General features: G+C 39.1%; 12 protein-coding genes. 3 read left to right on the top strand and 9 right to left on the bottom strand.

Going from position 1 to position 19,541, the window contains the following annotated elements; translation table 11 throughout:
* Positions 1–7 precede the first annotated feature (7 nt).
* The 4 genes from pelA to ACN1CD_RS03345 all read right to left on the bottom strand — a co-directional run bounded on the left by pelA (position 8) and on the right by ACN1CD_RS03345 (position 6,688).
* A complete protein-coding gene (pelA, locus tag ACN1CD_RS03360; RefSeq protein ID WP_419128832.1) occupies positions 8–1,021 on the bottom strand; it encodes a pectate lyase in 1,014 nt (337 codons plus the stop codon).
* 944 nt (positions 1,022–1,965) lie between these two features.
* The gene (locus ACN1CD_RS03355) at positions 1,966–3,897 is read right to left on the bottom strand and encodes a glycoside hydrolase family 88 protein (protein ID WP_419128831.1); all 1,932 of its coding nucleotides are present in this window, start codon (positions 3,895–3,897) and stop codon (positions 1,966–1,968) included.
* Position 3,898: 1 nt separating this feature from the next.
* Positions 3,899–5,572, bottom strand: a complete 1,674-nt coding sequence (locus tag ACN1CD_RS03350) for a glycoside hydrolase family 28 protein (protein WP_419128830.1) — start codon at positions 5,570–5,572, stop codon at positions 3,899–3,901.
* 159 nt (positions 5,573–5,731) lie between these two features.
* Positions 5,732–6,688 (bottom strand): pectinesterase family protein, encoded by a 957-nt coding sequence (locus tag ACN1CD_RS03345; RefSeq protein WP_419128828.1) that lies wholly within the window; start codon positions 6,686–6,688, stop codon positions 5,732–5,734.
* Positions 6,689–7,021: 333 nt separating this feature from the next.
* On the opposite strand from ACN1CD_RS03345, the gene ACN1CD_RS03340 reads away from it, so the two are divergent.
* On the top strand, positions 7,022–8,659 hold the full coding sequence (locus ACN1CD_RS03340; protein WP_419128827.1) for a glycoside hydrolase 43 family protein: 1,638 nt from the start codon (positions 7,022–7,024) through the stop codon (positions 8,657–8,659).
* A 9-nt stretch (positions 8,660–8,668) separates the two neighbouring features.
* A complete protein-coding gene (locus tag ACN1CD_RS03335) occupies positions 8,669–9,457 on the top strand; it encodes a rhamnogalacturonan acetylesterase (protein ID WP_419128826.1) in 789 nt (262 codons plus the stop codon).
* A 54-nt stretch (positions 9,458–9,511) separates the two neighbouring features.
* On the opposite strand, the gene ACN1CD_RS03330 is transcribed toward ACN1CD_RS03335, so the two are convergent.
* The 4 genes from ACN1CD_RS03330 to ACN1CD_RS03315 form a co-directional block, all read right to left on the bottom strand.
* Positions 9,512–9,946 carry a carboxymuconolactone decarboxylase family protein gene (locus ACN1CD_RS03330; RefSeq protein ID WP_419128825.1) on the bottom strand — a complete coding sequence of 145 codons (435 nt, stop codon included), beginning with the start codon at positions 9,944–9,946 and terminating at the stop codon, positions 9,512–9,514.
* A gap of 436 nt (positions 9,947–10,382) precedes the next feature.
* Positions 10,383–10,952, bottom strand: coding sequence for a Crp/Fnr family transcriptional regulator (locus tag ACN1CD_RS03325; RefSeq protein ID WP_419128824.1), 570 nt, complete (start codon positions 10,950–10,952; stop codon positions 10,383–10,385).
* Positions 10,953–10,970: 18 nt separating this feature from the next.
* Complete coding sequence (locus tag ACN1CD_RS03320) at positions 10,971–11,744, bottom strand: GLPGLI family protein (RefSeq protein ID WP_419128823.1); 774 nt, start codon at positions 11,742–11,744, stop codon at positions 10,971–10,973.
* Positions 11,745–11,808: 64 nt separating this feature from the next.
* Complete coding sequence (locus ACN1CD_RS03315; protein ID WP_419128822.1) at positions 11,809–14,619, bottom strand: outer membrane beta-barrel protein; 2,811 nt, start codon at positions 14,617–14,619, stop codon at positions 11,809–11,811.
* Between the two features lie 134 nt (positions 14,620–14,753).
* Here ACN1CD_RS03315 and ACN1CD_RS03310 point away from each other — a divergent pair, with 134 nt between their 5' ends.
* Positions 14,754–16,562: a DUF4153 domain-containing protein gene (locus ACN1CD_RS03310; RefSeq protein ID WP_419128821.1), complete on the top strand. Its 1,809-nt coding sequence runs from the start codon at positions 14,754–14,756 to the stop codon at positions 16,560–16,562.
* 1,433 nt (positions 16,563–17,995) lie between these two features.
* Here ACN1CD_RS03310 and ACN1CD_RS03305 read toward each other — a convergent pair.
* Positions 17,996–19,537 (bottom strand): aldehyde dehydrogenase family protein, encoded by a 1,542-nt coding sequence (locus tag ACN1CD_RS03305; RefSeq protein ID WP_419128820.1) that lies wholly within the window; start codon positions 19,535–19,537, stop codon positions 17,996–17,998.
* Positions 19,538–19,541: the final 4 nt, after the last annotated feature.

Below are 19,541 nucleotides of genomic sequence, written 5' to 3'. Positions count from 1 at the left end.
ACTTTATTTATTTTCCGTTAGCGGCTAACCACTTCGGATATTCCTTTTCAATTACTTTCTGCCCCCAGTTGCCATACCAGGCATAACCACTCCTTCTTTCCGGACTCAATTCTTCCAGTTTCGATTTTATGGTGTTATCCCGGTCTCCAAAAACCGGACAATTCTTATCCAGGTCATAAAATCTGGCCCAGGCCATGCTGGTAGGATCTGCCACAAGCGCTGCAGTTTTACCTTTTTCCCTATCGAAACGGTAGCCTTGAATTTTATAAGTATCAAACCATTTTACCGCAGCGGTTACTGCTGTTTTAACTGCTGGCGATGGATTTTTAATGCCCATCAGGAAACGGATAATACCAACCGACTCACTTGTAGCCAGCGATGCGGGTTCAAATGCCCTTGCTTTTGCTGGCAATAGCGAATCCTTATCATATTGTGCCGCCCAAATGGTTAATACGCCATGCTGCTTTACCTGTGTTTTTAAGATACAGTCAGTTCCCTTAACAATTGCCTTTTCAACTTTTGGAAGATACTTTGGATTCACCACTTCGAAATCATTTTTCTTAGTAGCAATATCTTGCAAAATGTTCAACAGGTTAACCATTGCATCATCATTATAAGTAATCTCTGAGCGATAAAGCGATTGGTCTGGATAATACTGTGGCCATCCGCCGTTATTATACTGCGCTTCTAAAATGTAATCCAAGCCTTTTTCTGCTGCATTTAAATAAGCTTTATTCTTCGTTTCTTTATAGGCCTTTACTAAATAAACCACTTCTCTGCTGGTTGCCTTATTATCAAAAGTGGCATGCTTATCTGCAGTTGCTTTTATTTTTGCCAATAATTGTGGTGTTAAGGTAGCGCCATAGTTTACCACGCTCTTATCTTCCAGTTGCTTTGGCCAGCCACCATTTCCTAACTGATAAACCAACATTTTTTCTGCAGTTGAGTCTGTTGGCATTTGTGCGAAACAAGATGCCAGTAGCATGCAACAGAAAACGGTTGACAATAATTTAATTCTCATTTTGTTTGTTAGTTTAATTAACCACTGATGCACACAGATTAACACAAATCGTAGTGTTCATTTCGCCAGCCTTGATTTTCAATCCTAATCCTATTTGTTTTTTTGCCACAGAAACACGGGGTTTGCACGGAAGTTTTACTCCTCTTTTTCCGTGTCTTCTGTGTTTCCGTGGCTAATCTTATTTGTTTATTGCCACGGAGACACGGATTTGCACAGAAGTTTTAATTCCTCTTTTCTGTGTCTTCTATGCTTCCGTGGCTAAATATTCTATTTCTTGCCACGGAGACACGGATTTGCACGGAAGTTTAATTCCACTTTTCCATAGCTTCTGTATTTCCGTGGCTAACTATTCTATTCTTGCCACCTAGAAACGGATTTACACGAAAGTTTTAATTCCTCTTTTCTGTGTCTTCTATGCTTCCGTGGCTAACTATTCTATTTCTTGCCACGGAGAAACGGATTTACACGGAAGTTTTAATTCCTCTTTTTCCGTGGCTTCTGTGCTTCCGTGGCTAACTATTCTATTTCTTGCCACGGAGAAACGGATTTACACGGAAGTTTTATTCCTCTTTTTCCGTGGCTTCTGTGCTTCCGTGGCTAACTATTCTATTTCTTGCCACGGAGAAACGGATTTACACGGAAGTTTTAATTCCTCTTTTTCCGTGGCTTCTGTGCTTCCGTGGCTAACTATTTTATTTCTTGCCACCCAGAAACGGATTTACACGGAAGTTTTAATTCCTCTTTTTTCAGTGTCTTCTGTGCTTCCGTGGCTAACTATTTTATTTCTTGCCACGGAGAAACGGATTTACACGGAAGTTTTATTCCTCTTTTTCCGTGGCTTCTGTGCTTCCGTGGCTAACTATTCTATTCTTGCCACGGAGACACGGATTTGCACGGAAGTTTAATTCCACTTTTCCATAGCTTCTGTGTTTCCGTGGCTAACTTTATTTCTTCCCCGGCACCTGCTTAATCAACCAGTTCACTAAATCATTTGTAGCTTTATAATTTTCAAATTCTGCGGGCAGCTTTCTTCCATCAATATATTCATTGTAAAACCATGGGTCGCCAACTGCGAATACCGTTCCTTTACCATATTTTGCTGTCGCGATAATCACATCATTATTATCTGTTAACGCAGCAACAGCAGGCGTTTTGGCTACAATAGTGGAAATTTCTTTGATGTAAACCTTTTTAGCTGTTTTGAAAATTGAATTTCCTGCAGGGATTTTAATTGCCCCCTGCTCAAAATTTGCCCCTTGAACGCGGTTACGGCTATCCTCATTAAACTTAATCCCGAACGATTCTGGCAATACATTAAATTTAGTGAGTTCACAATTGCCAGCATCGTTGAGCAACAACACCAATACTCCACCCGCTTTAACCCATTCGCTGATCTGTTTCGCATGGTCAGCATTCATAAAGTTTGGGTTTGCCGTTTCCTTTTCTGTATCCGGATCTACAATAATGTAAATATTGCTTCCCTTTAAGTTTGCGGTAGTTGGTGCGGCTTTTAAGGTTGAAGTTTTTACACCTGCATCGTTAAACACTTTTCCAAGCAATGAAAAGCCATTATTATCGTCTTCATCCCAGAGGTAATGGAATGGGATTTTATCACCAGTCGGGCCATTCATATACTCGTTATTAAAGAAATTATCAACGGTTACTGTTAAGCCTTTTCCCGTTTTAGGCAAGGCAGCTATTTCCATTTCAGCGGCAGCACAAATGAAAGCACCAACACCTTTTGGGTCATTTGTAATTACTTTTTCGCTGATATAATATTCAAAACTTCCATCACGATATTTAGGTTTGCCACCTAACCCTGAAACGGAAACTGTTTTAGTCAGGTTCACTCTTTCATCACCCGCTTTTTCAATAAATTCTTTCTTTAAACCTACATATCCTTTATCGGCCGCAGCCTTAAAAGATGTTGGCAACCAACCCTTACGAACGCCTTTCGCCAAACCATAAACAAACATGCTGGAGGCAGAACTTTCCAGGTAATTGCCTTTTTTGGTTGCCAGATCGACAATATCATACCAAACACCCGATTTCGCATCCTGATATTTTATAGTTGCTGTTGCCGTCCGGTTTAAAATTGCTATCAATTCTTTTCTTTGTGGATGATTTTCAGGGAAATTATCTAAAACATCAACCAGCGCCATGATGTACCAGCCCATTGCCCTACCCCAAACGTGTGGAGATAAACCAGTTTTTTTATCAGCCCATTTTTCAGTTCTGCTTTCATCATAGCCATGAAACAATAAACCTGTTTTTGGATCTCGTGCATTTTTTTCCATCCAGATAAACTGATTGGCAATGTCATCATAAGCCGAATCTTTTTTCATCAGCTTTGCATATTCCGCATAGAAAGGTTCGCCCATGTACAATCCATCCAGCCACATCTGGTTAGGATAAATTTTCTTATGCCAAAAACCGCCTTCTTTGGTACGTGGCTGTTTTTGCAATTGATCGTAAAGTTTATTCGCAGCTAAAAGATACTTTTGTTGTCCGGTAACTTTATACAAAAGCAAAAGCGAACGTCCGTTTTTAATGTTATCAATATTAAAATCTTCTTGCTTGTAGGTATTGATATTCCCTTCCTTATCCAAATATGCATCCATAGAAGATTGGATGTATTTAAAATATTTTCCGTCGCCGGTATTGCGCCAAACAGCAGCGGCACCTTCCAAAACAACACCCATATCGTAAGTCCATTTCGGGCCTTTAGCGCCTTTCAGCAAAGTGGTATCCTGAAACAGTTTTTCCATTGCCGTTAAGGTTAACTGCTCCGAAAGTTTCTTTTGGGCAAAACCGTTTAGGGTTAATGTGGAGAACCCCAGACATGCAATTGCGGTGTATAAAATTGATCTCTTCATATTATTTTGAAATCTCTAATGCGTTTTTACTTACTTCAGCAGAAACATTGAGGGTTTTTTTAGCTTTCGAACCATCAGTTCCACTCACTTTAATTCCTTTTGATTTATTCCCTGCTACGCTAAACAATAGTTCAGCGCCGCTTTTATATTGAAGCTTATCAATGTTAATATTTGAACTGTTCTGAATATCCACTATCGGGTTTGAGTTATCTGTGATTACTTTCACATTTTTCATAAAAATACCTGTCGCTTCGATAATTTCGATGCCTCTTTTCGATTGGATAGTAACATTTTCTAAATGGATATCTTTTATGTTCATTTCTGGTAAGCCCCTAAAAAAGATTGCTTTTTCAGCGCCATTGGCCACCACATCTTTAATGTAGAAATTTCTGAATTGCGGCGTTTCTTCCGTAACCGGAATCACCACACTTTTAATGGCCTCACGCTTTTCGCCAGCCAAAACAATTGGATCTACGGCAGCATAATACATATCAAAAAGAATGGCCTCGCCCGGAATATCGATCATATTGATGTTGTTCACGTAAATATTCTCTACAATTCCGCCACGCCCGCGGGTGGTTTTGAAACGCAAACCAATATCGGTTCCAATGAAAGAGCAATCATATACCCAAATATTTTTAGCACCACCACTCATTTCACTTCCAATAACGAACCCGCCATGCGCATGGTATACTACATTGTTTCTAACAATTACATTTTCGGTTGGTACGCCACGTTTACGACCCGCTTCATCTCTACCAGATTTGATGCAAATTCCATCATCACCAACATCGAAAGTACTTCCTTCTATCAATACATTTTTGCACGATTCTACATCTACACCATCGCCATTTTGTGCATACCACGGGTTTTTAACCTGAAGGTTTCTTAAGGTTAAGTCTTCACAAAGCAAAGGATGCAGGTTCCATGCTGGTGAGTTTTGAAAGGTTACACCTTCTAAAAGAATTTTTTTGCAATTGGTTAATACCAGCAAATTCGGACGAAGAAAATCTTTTATGTCTTCGTAATCTTTTGCGGTTTTGCCAGGCTCGATTACGCCTGCATTTTTAGTGTTCGATCCTTTAACCGTTTTTGCTGATGGAAACCACATTTTACCATCTTCACGAACAATTCCGCCAGACGCCACTAAGTTTTTCCACTGCGATTCTGTTAACTTATCTTTTTTCACCATGCGCCATGCGCCACCATTTCCATCGATTATTCCCGTTCCGGTAATGGCAATATTTTCCAGGTTGGTACCTGAAATAGGACTTTGATTACGCCATGCTGGTCTGCCTTCCCAATTTCCTTCTACTAATTTATATTGATTAAAATCATCCGTGAACTGGAGAATTGCATCGCGTTTTAAATGAAGATTAACATTGCTTTTGAGCTCAATCGGACCAGTAAGCCATAAGCCTGATGGAACTAAAACCACTCCACCACCTTTCTGACTAACACTTGAAATAGCTTTATTTATGCTTTCTGTATTCAAAGCTACACCATCGCCTTTTGCACCGAAAGTAACAATACTTGTCGTATCGTTTTTGATTTTTACCTGCTGGATGATGGGTAAACTCACTTTTTGCTGAGCTAAGGCCATGCCTGCAGATGAGATAAGAATGCATGCGAGGGCTATTTTAGATCGGCATAAACTTCCGGAAATATGTTTCATTATTTGCGCTGTTAAATTATACTTGGTTATTGTAATAACAAGTGTACGTTGTTTGCCTTTAAAAGCGAAACTAAATCTATGCAAACGTTGCCGGAAAAAGACGCTTAAAAACCAAGTCAAAACACATTTAAAAACCTAAATAACAGATAATTACACCCCTTATTTAGATGCCGGATTCCATCCACGGAAAACGTTTTCCATAATGTAACTTTTATACTCCTCTTTGCTGAGTTGATGAGACCATTTTACTCTGCTTTTTGGATCGGCGCCTTTTCCTGCACTCTGGTATTCAGCATAGTAAGCCGTTTGCTCATTACTTTCTTTTCCCCAGTTATTCCAGCCTTCCGGGCGAATAAGATCGGGCAATTCACAATTTAAGAAGGCAACCTTTGCGTATGGCCGCCACGGGCGACCGAGGTAAAAGCTATTATCAGGTGCATCACCAGTGATTTTGCATTTGTTAAAAACGTAGCCGAATTTGGTTGTATCGGCAGTAGACGCCGCAGTGATATAGCCTTGTTTCTTACAAAAAAGGGTACAGTTTTCAAACCAGGCCGTAGCAGCGCCAAAAATAAAATCTACCGTACCTTCAATGTAACAGTTCTGATAAAACTGGCGGTTATTCCCTCCATAGGTATATAAAGTATCCTGAAAACCAAGGAACCTGCAATTCACAAATGTTGATTTATCGCCACCTGCCCAAACGGCTACGGCCTGCCCCACCGGACCAGAAGAATTTTCAAACGTGATATTTTCTGCAGAAAATCCTTCCCCATAAATGTAAATACTCGATGAACCTGATGTACCTTTCTCTTCTCCGAAGGTATTCTTCTTTTGCGCGAAATCATCGTAGGTTAAGATCGTTTCATTTAAATTTTCTCCCACAAACCGCACATTCTTTTTAGAAGCTGCCAGGATTAATTTTTCTTTGTAAATTCCCTTCTTTATAAAAATGGTGGTGATTTTATTTCTGAAATCTGGCACGGCATGAATGGCTTCCTGCACAGTTTTGAAGTTGCCGCTTCCTTTTGCATCGACAATAAAATCTGGCTTGGCATCAATTGCATTTGCCGTGAATGAAAACGCAACAAGCAGTACTAAAATAATGAATTTCATATTGGGATCTGGTTAGGCATAAATTAAAATCGGCCACGTAAATAAAGTATAAACTTAATCACGCAGCCGAGCTTTAACAAATATATGATAGACAATTTTAAACATTAATAATGGTCGCAAAGAAGAAATGCAAACAATAAAGATCGCAAACGATGTCGGGAACGATTGCACAGTATCAACTTGCTCAAAATTAAAAAAAGACTTAACCTTGTTAGTAAGCTTTACTTGATTAGGCAATAGGAGTCTTTAATACAAGGTAGTGATCTGCACTCGACGTGAGGATACATCTATATTTAATCAAATAAATCCCTAACCAGATATTATATCATGATAATGAAATCCATATTCATCTCTATTTTTACTTTCAGCCTTTTCATAAATAGCTTTGCTCAAATACCAGGAACCAATTACGTTTCAAAAGTGTGGGTTGCAGATCAGAGCAATGGAACGTTCAAAAACCCCGTTATCAATGCCGATTATTCAGATCCTGATGCCATTCGGGTGGGTGATGACTTTTATCTGATTGCTTCGAGTTTTGATGCCATTCCGGGGTTACCAATTCTACATTCGAAAGACCTGGTGAACTGGAAAATTATTGGTCACGCCTTAAAACGTCAACCGCCATTTGAGCATTTTGAGAAAACACAACATGGTAATGGCGTTTGGGCGCCATCCATCCGTTACAGAAATGGAGAATTTTATATCTACTATCCTGATCCAGATTTTGGGATCTATTTAACCAAGGCAAAAACCATTACCGGTGAATGGTCTGCCCCGAAACTGGTAGCAGCTGGCAAAGGCCTGATTGATCCCTGTCCATTTTGGGATGAAGACGGGAAAGCTTACCTCGCTTATGCTTATGCTGGCAGTCGTGCCGGAATTAAAAGCGTTTTAGCAATCATGCCGCTCACTGCTGATGGCAAAAAAGTTACCGAAAGCGGAAGAATTGTTTATGATGGGCATGAGTTAGATCCCACTATTGAAGGACCAAAAGTTTATAAACGAAACGGTTATTATTATCTGTTTGCCCCGGCTGGCGGAGTTTCTACTGGTTGGCAGCTGATCCTTCGGAGTAAAAACATTTACGGTCCTTATGAAAGAAAAGTAGCGATGGATCAGGGAAAATCTACCGTAAACGGGCCACATCAAGGCGCCTGGGTAAATACACAAACTGGTGAAGATTGGTTTCTACACTTTCAGGATAAAGATGCTTATGGACGAGTGGTGCATTTGCAGCCAATGAAATGGGTGAACAACTGGCCTGTAATTGGCAGTGATAAAGATGGCGATGGGATCGGAGAACCCGTAATGGTGTATAAGAAACCGAATGTTGGCAAGAGTTTTCCAATATGTACACCTGTAGAAAGCGATGAATTTAGTACTCCAAACCTGGGTTTACAGTGGCAGTGGCAAGCTAATCCGCAGCCAACATGGTTATTTACCGATGCCAGTAAAGGTGTTTTGAAGCTTTACACTTCAAAAATTCCCGACGAGGCAAAAAACCTCTGGGATGTCCCTAATTTATTGATGCAGAAATTCCCGGCCGATGAATTTACCGCTACTACGAAGGTTAATTTTAAACCTAACCCAAAGCTCGAAAACGAAAAAACTGGTTTGGTGGTAATGGGGAGAAGTTATGCACAGCTGAGTATCAAAAGCAAAAAAGATGGACTTTATTTAATGTATGGTGTTTGCCAAGGTGCAGATAAGGGAAAAGAAGAGCATGAAAAAGAAATTGCAAAGCTAAAATCGGGCATTATCCAGCTCAGGGTAACCGTTTCAAATGGCGCTAAATGTCAGTTTAGTTTTAGTGAAGATGGTGTTAATTTTGTTAAAGCTGGCGATGAATTTCAGGCGACAGCCGGGCAATGGATTGGCGCAAAGGTAGGTTTGTTCGCCATAAGAGATACGCAAACCAATGATGCCGGAATAGCGGAATATGACTGGTTCAGAATTGATAAAATAAGATAATTGCAGTACATGAAAAAATATAATCAAATGTTCCTCTTAGCAGGATTAGCAATTTTATTAATGTCGTTCATGATAAAACGTGAACCGTTAAAAGTTTATCTAATTGGCGATTCTACCGTTGCTGATTATAGCCTGGAAGCTGATTACATGCAGAAACGTTATCCATTAATGGGCTGGGGACAGGCTTTTCAACAGTTTTTATCGAAAGACAGTTTGAAAAATCTGAACCGCTTAATTAAAAGTGATAGTGCTCAGGTGATAGATAAAGCTAAAGGCGGAAGAAGTACCCGGTCTTTTTTTGAAGAAGGCAGATGGAAAGAAATTTTGTCGACATTAAAGAAAAACGACCTGGTATTAATTCAGTTCGGGCATAATGATGCAGCGAAAGATAAACCGGAACGTTATGTAGATATCCCTGGTTATAAAAATTTTCTGCGCATGTATGTAAAGGAAAGCAGGGCAAAAGGTGCCAAACCAATTCTGATTACGCCAGTAACCAGAAATTATCCCTGGAAAGACGAAAAACTCGGTAGCGCCCACGGAGATTATCCACAGGCGGTTAATGATGTAGCGAATGAATTAAAAGTTCCGATTATTGACTTAACAACACTTTCATCAGACTTTTTCACCACAAAAGGAAATGATTTCGTGACTAAAAATTACTTCATGAATTTAGATTCTGGCAAATATGTAGCTTATCCTAAAGGACAAAAAGACAATACACATTTCCAGCCGGATGGAGCAAAGGAAATTGCTCGGCTGGTTTACGAAGGGTTGAAGAAGATTAATAAATCTTAAAAAAATCACCAATACGAATAGAATCGGCTCTACCCATATTGGCAACGTCAAACATTAATCTACCATTAATTTGGTGGTGATGGCAATTCTGTTCCAGGCATTGATAGCAATAATAGCCATGATAACCTGAGCTAAATGCTGCTCATCAAAAAAAAGTGCAGCATAATTGTAAGTAGCTTCTGAGACGTGATTTGCAATTAACGTTACTTCTTCAGTTAGCGCCAAAACAGCTTGCTCTTGTTCAGTGAATAAGGTGGTTTCTCTCCAGGCATTCAGGAGGTATAACCGCTGTTCAGTTTCACCAATTTTACGCGCATCCGCACTATGCTTATTTAAACAAAAAGCACAACCATTAATTTGCGATGCCCTCATTTTAATCAGCTCCAATAGAATTGGGTCAATTTTAGTAGTCGATAAATATTTTTCCAGACCATACATAGCTTGATAAGCTGCCGGCGCTACTTCTTGAATATTGATTCTGTTTTCCATTTTATTTGTTTTTGATTACGAGGTAAAGGTCTGGAACCAATTGATCAAAAAACTTAATGTAGTTTAAGAAAGGTTAGTCCGGAGTTGGGAGTCTGCAGTCGATAGTTAAGTGAACGAATGATGATACTCGAAGCCTTTTATCTTATGTTTCTTCGCGGTTAAACTCATTTATAAATAACCGCAAAGGCACAAAGTTTTTCGCAAAGAAAAAAAAGTTGGATGTAGAGTTAACCACCTAGTGCACAGAGATTTTTACAGAGAAAAAAATTAAACCCCAGCTTGGCGCTCTTTGCGCCTTCTCTTATATTTCTTTGCGGTTAAGCCTATTAAAACTCAACTTTTGTGTTCCCGGTGCCTTTTCTCTTTTACCGCTGTGGTTAAACGCCGATAAACCATCTAACACCTCTTAGGTGGTAAATATTACTACAGCACGCACTTACCTCTTTGCCCTGATCTTACTCAAAAACTCAGGTGTAAAACCTAAATAAGAAGCCAGCATATACTGTGGAATGCGTTGTACAAATTCTGGAAATAAGCCATTGAAATGACGATACCTTTCCTCTGCACTAAAACTATAGAGAAACATGATCCGTTGTTGAGAAGCCTGATGAAGTTTTTGAAAAATCAACCTGAAATATTTCTCCAGCTTTGGAAGCTGTTCAAACAACTTTTCGTAATCTTGGTGGGCTATAGCAATCACTTCTGTGGTTTCTACAGCCTGGATAAAGAACGTAGAAGGTTTCTGAAACAAGAAACTGGTGAGATCGGAAATCCACCAGTTTTCGATTGCAAATTGAGTGGTTTGCGCTACGCCCTTAACATCAATAAAATATAACCTCAAACAACCCTTTACTACAAAATAGTTAGCCTTACAGGTTTGCCCCTGCGCTAGCAAAAAAGCCTTCTTTTTAACGGAAAAAGATTGAAGTGCCGAGGCCAGAATTTTTTCTTCCTCCTCACTCAAAGTCACAAACCTGTTAATATGATTAAATAGGGGCTGATACATTTCCGGCTAATATATGAATTACATATCAGCAGATTTCAGAATATCACTTGCATAATTGCCCCAATCTTTTAAGGCGCTTTTTAAAATATCACTTAGCTGCTTTTTAGTTACTGGTTTACCTTTAGATGGTACCTTTAATTTTGCATCGGCAATTTCCATATCACTTATTTTGGTGGCAAACCACGAGATATGTTCGCGGGGTAAGGCTACGCCAAGAATCATACCAGGCAATCCGGTAAAGGTTTCTGGTCCGCCAGATACAGGAATGGTTTCTGCATAAAAAGCAACTACATAAATAGAATCCATAATCAAAGCATTGGCTCTTCGGCAATCATACCCGGCGATGGTCCTGAATTCGTCAGTAATTTTCCAGTTTATTTTACGGATAGAATCTTTAACCAGGTAAGTTTCTTCGTAAATGGATTTCTGAATAATGCTGGTTTCGGTTTTCAGATTTGTTAAAATGATATTGCTCTGCTTTGCAGATCCAAAACTATTCAGCCAGTTATTTGTAGCCGCTTCATCTGGTACCGGATTGAAGAATGTTAGATTATTCTTGAATATTAGTTCACTTTTTAGGGTTTTAAACTGTGGATTATTTTTTTGATACTGCTCCAGGGCCTGCGTACTCCAAATGTTATCCGGATATCTTTTGGCCTGATCTTTTAGCAAAGCATAAACATTTATTTTCTTTTCAAACTCAATAGTTCCCTGGTTTACAAAGCGTGCATTTTGTGCCATTGCATAATTCATGGTGCAAATAAGCAGCAGGATAGCAGATCTTAATTTCATTATCATATTTTAAAAGGTCAATTTTTAGATTGTTTTTAGCGTTGGTAAGCCGGGATAAAACGGCTTACTTTTGAGGCGCTCCGCCACCCATTTTATTAAAATCCCACACCAGGGAGAACATAAAGTAACGATTGATATTGTTATAAGTCGTTTGCGTAATCATATTGGAATAGGCTGATCTTCTGAAACCACGATTCTGATTAAATAAATCATTACCCCGGAGAGTAAATTTCAAATCTTCGTTCTTGAAAAAAGCTTTGGTAATGGATGCGTTAATGATGATTTGCTCAAAACTGGTATCAAATGCGGGCGATTTTGGCGTGTAGGTATATTCTCCATCTGCCCGTACCTTAATTTTTTTAGGTAAATTAATTCCAAAGCCTCCATAACCATAAGCACCCCATCCTTTATTTGCACGGTCTTTCTGCAAAGAAGCTACCTGTGAATTGTAGCTTGGCCCAAAACTCATGTAAAATTCGCTCTTGTCTTTATATCGATTAATATCTAGGGTGGGGTTAAAACGAATTGACTCAATTTGATTCAATTCAAAAACATCGCTAAACTGATTTTTTACATAGCTATAATTAGTATTGCCACCTGCATTTAAGCCTAAGCCAATACTGGTATCAAAAAGAAATTTCACCTTCCTGTTAATCCCGCCATAAAAATTAAAGTTAATGGGTGTTCTATCGGTTAGGTTAATAGATCTGGCTATCGTTTTACCTAAAACATCCGTTTCGGTACTGCTTACAATTGCTTTACTTGCAAAACCAAAATTACCGTTCAGGTAAATCGATTGCTGACTTAAAACCTTATAAGCATTATAATTTACACTGAAACGGTTATTAAATGATGGAGCCAAATCTGGATTACCTAATGGTTGATACAAGGGATTATCATTTACCCTAACTGGCTGCAATTGGTCTACCGTTGGTTGGGTAGTATTTCCGTTATAGCTAAATCTGAATGATTTCTGCGCAGAAAATTTATAGAGATAGCTGGCCTGAGGAAGCCAGTTTACAAAACTCCGGTTATAACTCTGATTGGATAATTGCTCTAACTGATCGAACTTTACCGCACTCACTTTACTACCAAAACTAACCGTTGTTTTTTGCTTTTTATAATTGAAAATGGCTCCACCCTGGTTAACATATTGAGTAGCCTTAAAATCATTACTAAATTCTCTATCCAGAACATCATAATTACCAGGTGTGGATTGGTTAAATGATTTCCGATCAGAACGACTATCATTAATACCAAAACCGTAATTAAGCACCAGCGCCATTGATTTCGTTATCGGTTCGTTGTAAGTGAAATTTGTGCTTAAAACAGAATTTCTGGTGATGTTTTTCTTAAACTGATCAGTAAGTTCTCTTCTTAAAAACACACTGGCTTCATCAAAATAATTAACATCAGAAAACAAGAAACCATCCGTACTAATCTGATTTAACCGCTGACTTATATTTATGGAATAATTACGCCCTGCCTTTTTAAGCTTTTTAGTGTAGAAAGCAGAAATATTAAAACTTTGCTCTTTCCCGTCATTGCTGTTTCTTTGCTCATTGCTATTCAGTAGTGAATTATCACCACGTAAGCCTGTACTTAATAAGCTGGATGTGTTATCGCTGTTCTTCAGCATTCCATCTACCGAAACTTTAAGGTTACTGGTGGTATCTAGCTTGATGGTATAAGTTGCATCAATTTTTTGTCTGAATACATTTCTATCAGAAATTTCATCCGTATTGGTGTTGATAATCCCATCTGGTAAATTATTCTGACTAATGGTGTTTTTAATGGTTTTAATACCTAAAGATCCTAACTTATAATTGGTATTAATGGTTTCCTTATCATTATTCCATTTATTATCGTAGTGTGCTCCACCCGTTAATGCTTGTGGAATCCCTTCACCATAATAATTACCATTTTCCAATTCATCGCCACCACCGTAGCTAAACCACATGCTGCCATCCTCGCCCATTTGCATGTTATCGCCGCCGGCATTTAGCTTATTGTTATCCTGCCAGCTTAAACCTGTGGTTCCGTTATTGCTGGCGGTGCCATAAACTGAAAATTTTTGCTTGGCCTTAAAACGGTTAAACAGCACCTGGCCCTGATAGAAACCGTCGGTACCATAGCCTCCATCAACCTTTCCGAAATAACCACTCTTTTTATCTTCTTTAAGTTTGATATTAATGGTTTGTGTTTTCTGTCCGTCATCAACACCTGTAAACGCCGCCTGATCGCTGGATTTTTCATAAAGCTGAACTTTATCAACCATATCGGCACGAAGGTTTTTAGTTACCAGTGTGGGATCATCCCCGAAAAATTCTTCTCCATCTACCAATACCTTTGGCACCTTTTTTCCTTGCGCAGTAATTTTTCCATCTTTATCAACCTGTATCCCAGGTAGTTTCTTTAATAAATCTTCTACCTTATCATTAGGCTGGATGCTGTAGCTCGATGCATTAAATTCAGTTGTATCTCCCTTAATTTTAATGGCTGCTCTTTCGCCTTTGATAATCACATCAGCCAAAAGCTTAGCCATCCCCGTCAGGTTAATTTTTCCAAAATCTTTCACTTGAGTTGTGGAATCGAGAGTAAACTGATCTACAAAATCGGCATACTTTGGATAAGACACCAGGAGGATGAATTTACCATTTTTAATCCCATTAACTTCGAAAGAGCCATTTTCTGCAGACCTTGCAAATTTAACCAAGGTAGAATCTTTGGCATTTAATACGGCAATTGTTGCACTTGAGAGTAGTGAGGTCGATACAGTGTCGATGGTCCGACCTTTAATTTGATGAATGTTCTGTGCCTTCACACCGGACAGAATAATAACCAGAAAGCACATAGAGAGGAGCGTTCGTTTCATAGATAATTGATTAGTTTCGTATCACAAGATAAAACTAATAGCTTAGTTAAAATAGCCTTTAACCTTTTTTAACAATTTGATAATCCAGGTGCTTAAGTTGTTAAAAGATTTATATTTAGAAAAATTTTTACGCTATGAAATTACCATCTCTACAGCATCTGTATCAAGGTTTAATCGCTGTAATTAAACGCTTCCCGGTGCAGTTTGCATTTATTGTGATTGCAACGGTTTGCTGGGCTTTTTACATCAATATCAATATTTACAGCACCCATTCTGAACATCACCAGCATTTAAGCTTATTAATAAAAGCAGTTTTAATCAGTAATCTCGGCCTTACACTTACACTGGCATTAGATTTAATGGCAGAAAAAAAAGCATTTACGCTCCAGAAAAAGTGGCTGATCAGAATTGCAGCGGTCTCATTCTGCCTTATACTTTTCTGTTTGCTTGATCCTGATGATAATTTTTCTGATCAGCTCCGGATTGGTTTACTGGCATTTGCGTTTCATTTATTCGTAGCCTTTTCCCCATTTATGGATCAAGGTCATATTAATGGTTTCTGGCAATTTAATAAAGTGCTGTTCTTACGCTTTTTAACTGCGGCGCTTTATTCTGCTGTTTTATATGGCGGTTTGGCAATTGCACTTGTAGCTGTTGATGGTTTGTTTAATGTCGACATTCACTGGCGAACCTACATGACGGTTTTTGCAATCATAGCCGGCGGTTTTAGTCCGATCTTCTTTCTTGCCGGTGTACCCGGAAACTTCCAACAATTAGACGAAGACGTATCTTACCCAAAGGGATTAAAAATTTTCACGCAGTTTGTACTGATCCCATTAATGACCATTTACCTGGCGATTTTACTATTTTATGAAATCAAAATTATCGCTATCTGGTCGCTTCCAAAGGGATTGGTATCCAGTTTAATTATCGGTTATACTGTTTTTGGTATCCTTTCACTTTTGCTCATTTATCCCATGAAGGATAAGGAAGGGAACAGCTGGATTAAGCTTTTCTCCCGCTTCTTTTATACCATGCTGGTACCGCTAATTGTACTTCTTCTGTTGGCCGTTTGGAAACGCGTTGATCCGTATGGCATTACCGAGAGTCGGTATATTCTGGTTGTCATCGCCCTTTGGCTTACCTGCATTACGGCCTATTTCCTGTTTAGTAAGAAACAAAATATTAAAGTTATTCCGATTAGCCTGGCTATCATAACGCTCTTTGCGGTTTATGGCCCGCATAGTGCAGCTGGCCTTTCGATATATTCTCAAATCAACCGGTTGAAGAAAATATTGAACTCCAAGAAAAAAGAGGACATGGAAGAGAAACCCATGATCATCAGGTACCTGGTATCGATACATGGCTTAAGCATTTTGCAGGATTTTACTAAAAAAGATTTAAAGCGGGTAGAGCAAAATATTAATAATAAATATGTTGAGGGATATAGCAAGCGTTCTGTTACAGTAGATTCTGCCTTTTCTATTTTTAAAGTAAGTGATACTAACGCACTTTACAGCAGTTCAGAATATAATTTCATTAATTCCAATCATGATTTTTTTAATATTAAGGGTTATGATTACTTCATGAATGTCAGTAGCTATGATGATACCGAAAAGGTTTTGAATGGTATAAAAGTTAAAATAGACCGTTCACAGGAGAACAAAAACATATCGATTAAACTTGGCGATACCGCACAAATTAATGTGAATATTTCTAAAATTTTTGATCGATCGATAGCACTGGCCGATGCGAACAAGCTAAAACCAAAAAAAAACAGTAAGGAATTCCTCCTTCCTGAAAATGAATTAACCTTTTCTAAAGTGGTGAATCATTATCAATTTACTTACGTTATTGAAAACATTAGAGGATATAAAAGCAGTGGTGATTCAAAATATGGCTGGCTTAATGTAGAGGCGCATTTATTGGTTAAGAAATTATAAATATCATGATTAGTTGGTTAGCGTATCCACTAGAAAAATCGTCCTTTGTGGAAAACCGCCCTCGCGAAGAGCCGTCTTTGCGAAGCCGATCCTTCATCTGCTGAAGCAATCTCAATCAAGTATTCTGCAATAGAGATTGCTTCGTCGTGCCTCCTCGCAAAGACGACATTTCGAGCTTTGTAGGCGCGAAGAATCTACTCTACGAAGAACCTTCCTCCTGCACTTGTTTCACTGTTGTCCGGTTAAAGTTTAAACGATCCATTAAATCCTTTAAATCAAGCTAAAAAAGCTGTTTTTATCTCATTTTTAAAAGGTAAGCCCATTGTTTTATAGGTTTCCTAAAAATCTTGCACTAATTCGGCTGTCCGGTAAAAAACTATCATTTTCAGAGGTTTTAATATTTTAAACCGCTCATAGCTTCCATATCCTGCAAAATATTCTTTTGGTTAAGGAATATTGCAGCCATTTGTGATTAGGCTGTCCGGTAAAAATTTGTTCAAAAAGTTTTACCGGACAACAGTGCACTTGTTTCAGGATCTTATCTAAATAAGGTGCTGAACTAAATTCAGCATGACGATTCGGCAATAATGCATTCAATCGAAAATCGCCTTTGCGGAAAACCGTACTCGCGAAGAGCCGTCTTTGAGAAGCCGATCCTTCATCTGCTGAAGCAATCTCCATCGAAGAGTCTACGAAATAGATTGCTTCGTCGTGCCTCCTCGCAAAGACGACTTTTCGAGCTTTGCAGGCGCGAAGAATCTCCTCTAGGAAGAACCGTCCTCCTGAACTTGTTTCAGAATCTTATCTAAATAAGGTGCTGAAATGAATTCAGCATGACGATTCGGCGATAATGCATTCAATCGAAAATCGCCTTTGCGGAAAACCGTCCTGGCGAAGATCCGTCTTTGCGAAGCAGATTCTTCATCTGCTGAAGCAATCTCAATCAAGTATTCTGCAATAGAGATTGCTTCGTCGTTCCTCCTCGCAAAGACGACTTTTCGAGCTTTGCAGGCGCGAAGAATCTCCCCTACGAAGAACCGTCCTCCTGAACTTGTTTCACTGTTGTCCGGTAAAACTTTTTGAACAAATTTTTACCGGACAGCCTAATCACAAATGGCTGCAATATTCCTTAACCAAAAGAATATTTTGCAGGATATAGAAGCTATGAGCGGTTTAAAATATTAAAACCTCTGAAAATGATAGTTTTTTACCGGACAGCCGAATTAGTGCAAGATTTTTAGGAAACCTATAAAACAATGGGCTTACCTTTTAAAAATGAGATAAAAACAGCTTTTTTAGCTTGATTTAAAGGATTTAATGGATCGTTTAAACTTTAACCGGACAACAGTGAACTTGTTTCAGGATCTTATCTAAATAAGGTGCTGAACTAAATTCAGCATGACGATTGAGTTATAGTACCACTGCCATCCCCCTTACAAATCAAACTTTATCCCCTGGGCCAATGGCAAAGTATTCGAATAATTAATGGTATTGGTTTGTCTCCGCATGTAAGCTCTCCAGGCATCAGACCCACTTTCTCTGCCGCCACCGGTTTCCTTTTCACCACCAAATGCACCGCCAATTTCCGCACCAGATGTACCAATATTTACATTTGCAATGCCACAATCAGAACCTTTGGTTGAGAGAAATAATTCTGCCTCTCTTAAATTTAAAGTCATAATTGCCGATGATAAACCTTGTGGAACACCATTCTGCAGGGCAATCGCCTCTTCTAGAGTTTTATATTTAATCAGGTATAAAATCGGCGCAAAAGTTTCATGCTGCACAATCTTGAAATCATTTTTCACCTCTGCAATGCAAGGCTTTACATAACATCCGCTACTGTAATGATCACCCGTTAACACGCCACCTTCCACAATAAAATTTCCACCTTCTGTTTTACATTTTTGAATGGAATCTAAATATGCTGAAACCGCATCCTGATCAATCAGCGGACCAACATGGTTATTTTGATCAAGCGGATCGCCAATTCGCAATTGATCATAGGCTTTTACTAACTTTTCTTTAAAGGCATCGTAAACACTTTCCTGAATAATCAGCCTTCTTGTTGAAGTACATCGCTGACCAGCCGTACCAACAGCACCGAAAACCGCACCGATTAAACTCATATCTAAATCAGCATGTTCAGAAATAATAATGGCGTTATTGCCACCCAATTCCAGCAATGTTTTACCCAGGCGGGCGCCCACCGTTGCTGCAACTTCTTTACCCATCCTGGTAGAACCAGTTGCAGAAATCAAGGGCACACGAACATCATTCGTCATCACTTCTCCCACCGTCCTGTCACCTAAAATCAGGCTACAAACACCTTCTGCAACATCATTCTCTTTGAAAACCTTCGCTATAATATGTTGACAAGCAACAGCCGTTAAAGGTGTTTTTTCAGATGGTTTCCAGATGCAAACATTACCACAAACCAAAGCTAAAGCAGCATTCCAGCTCCAAACCGCAACCGGAAAATTAAATGCCGAAATAATACCCACTATTCCTAATGGATGCCATTGCTCATACATGCGGTGATTCGGACGTTCGCTATGCATCGTTAAACCATATAACTGGCGGGATAATCCCACTGCAAAATCGCAGATATCGATCATTTCCTGTACCTCCCCAAAACCCTCTTGCAGGCTTTTTCCCATTTCATAAGAAACCAGTGTTCCTAAGGCATCTTTATTTGCCCGTAAAGCATCGCCAAACTGACGCACAATGTCGCCACGTTTAGGTGCCGGAACAGTTCGCCAATCTGCAAAGGCCGCCTGGGCGGTTTCTACAACATGATGATAATTTTCAGTAGTAGCCACCTTTGTAGAAGCAATTAATTTTCCATCAACCGGAGAAAAACTTTCCAGCGATTCAGCGTTTGCATCCCCGCCCCAATTACTTCCTGTACTAAAAGCAGAATTATTGGCTTTTACACCCAATTGATCCAAAATGGATTGAATATCTGTATTCATATAG

It is taken from the genome of Pedobacter sp. N23S346 (assembly GCF_048515415.1).
GTDB lineage: Bacteria > Bacteroidota > Bacteroidia > Sphingobacteriales > Sphingobacteriaceae > Pedobacter.
This window is presented reverse-complemented; position numbering and strand designations above follow the sequence as displayed.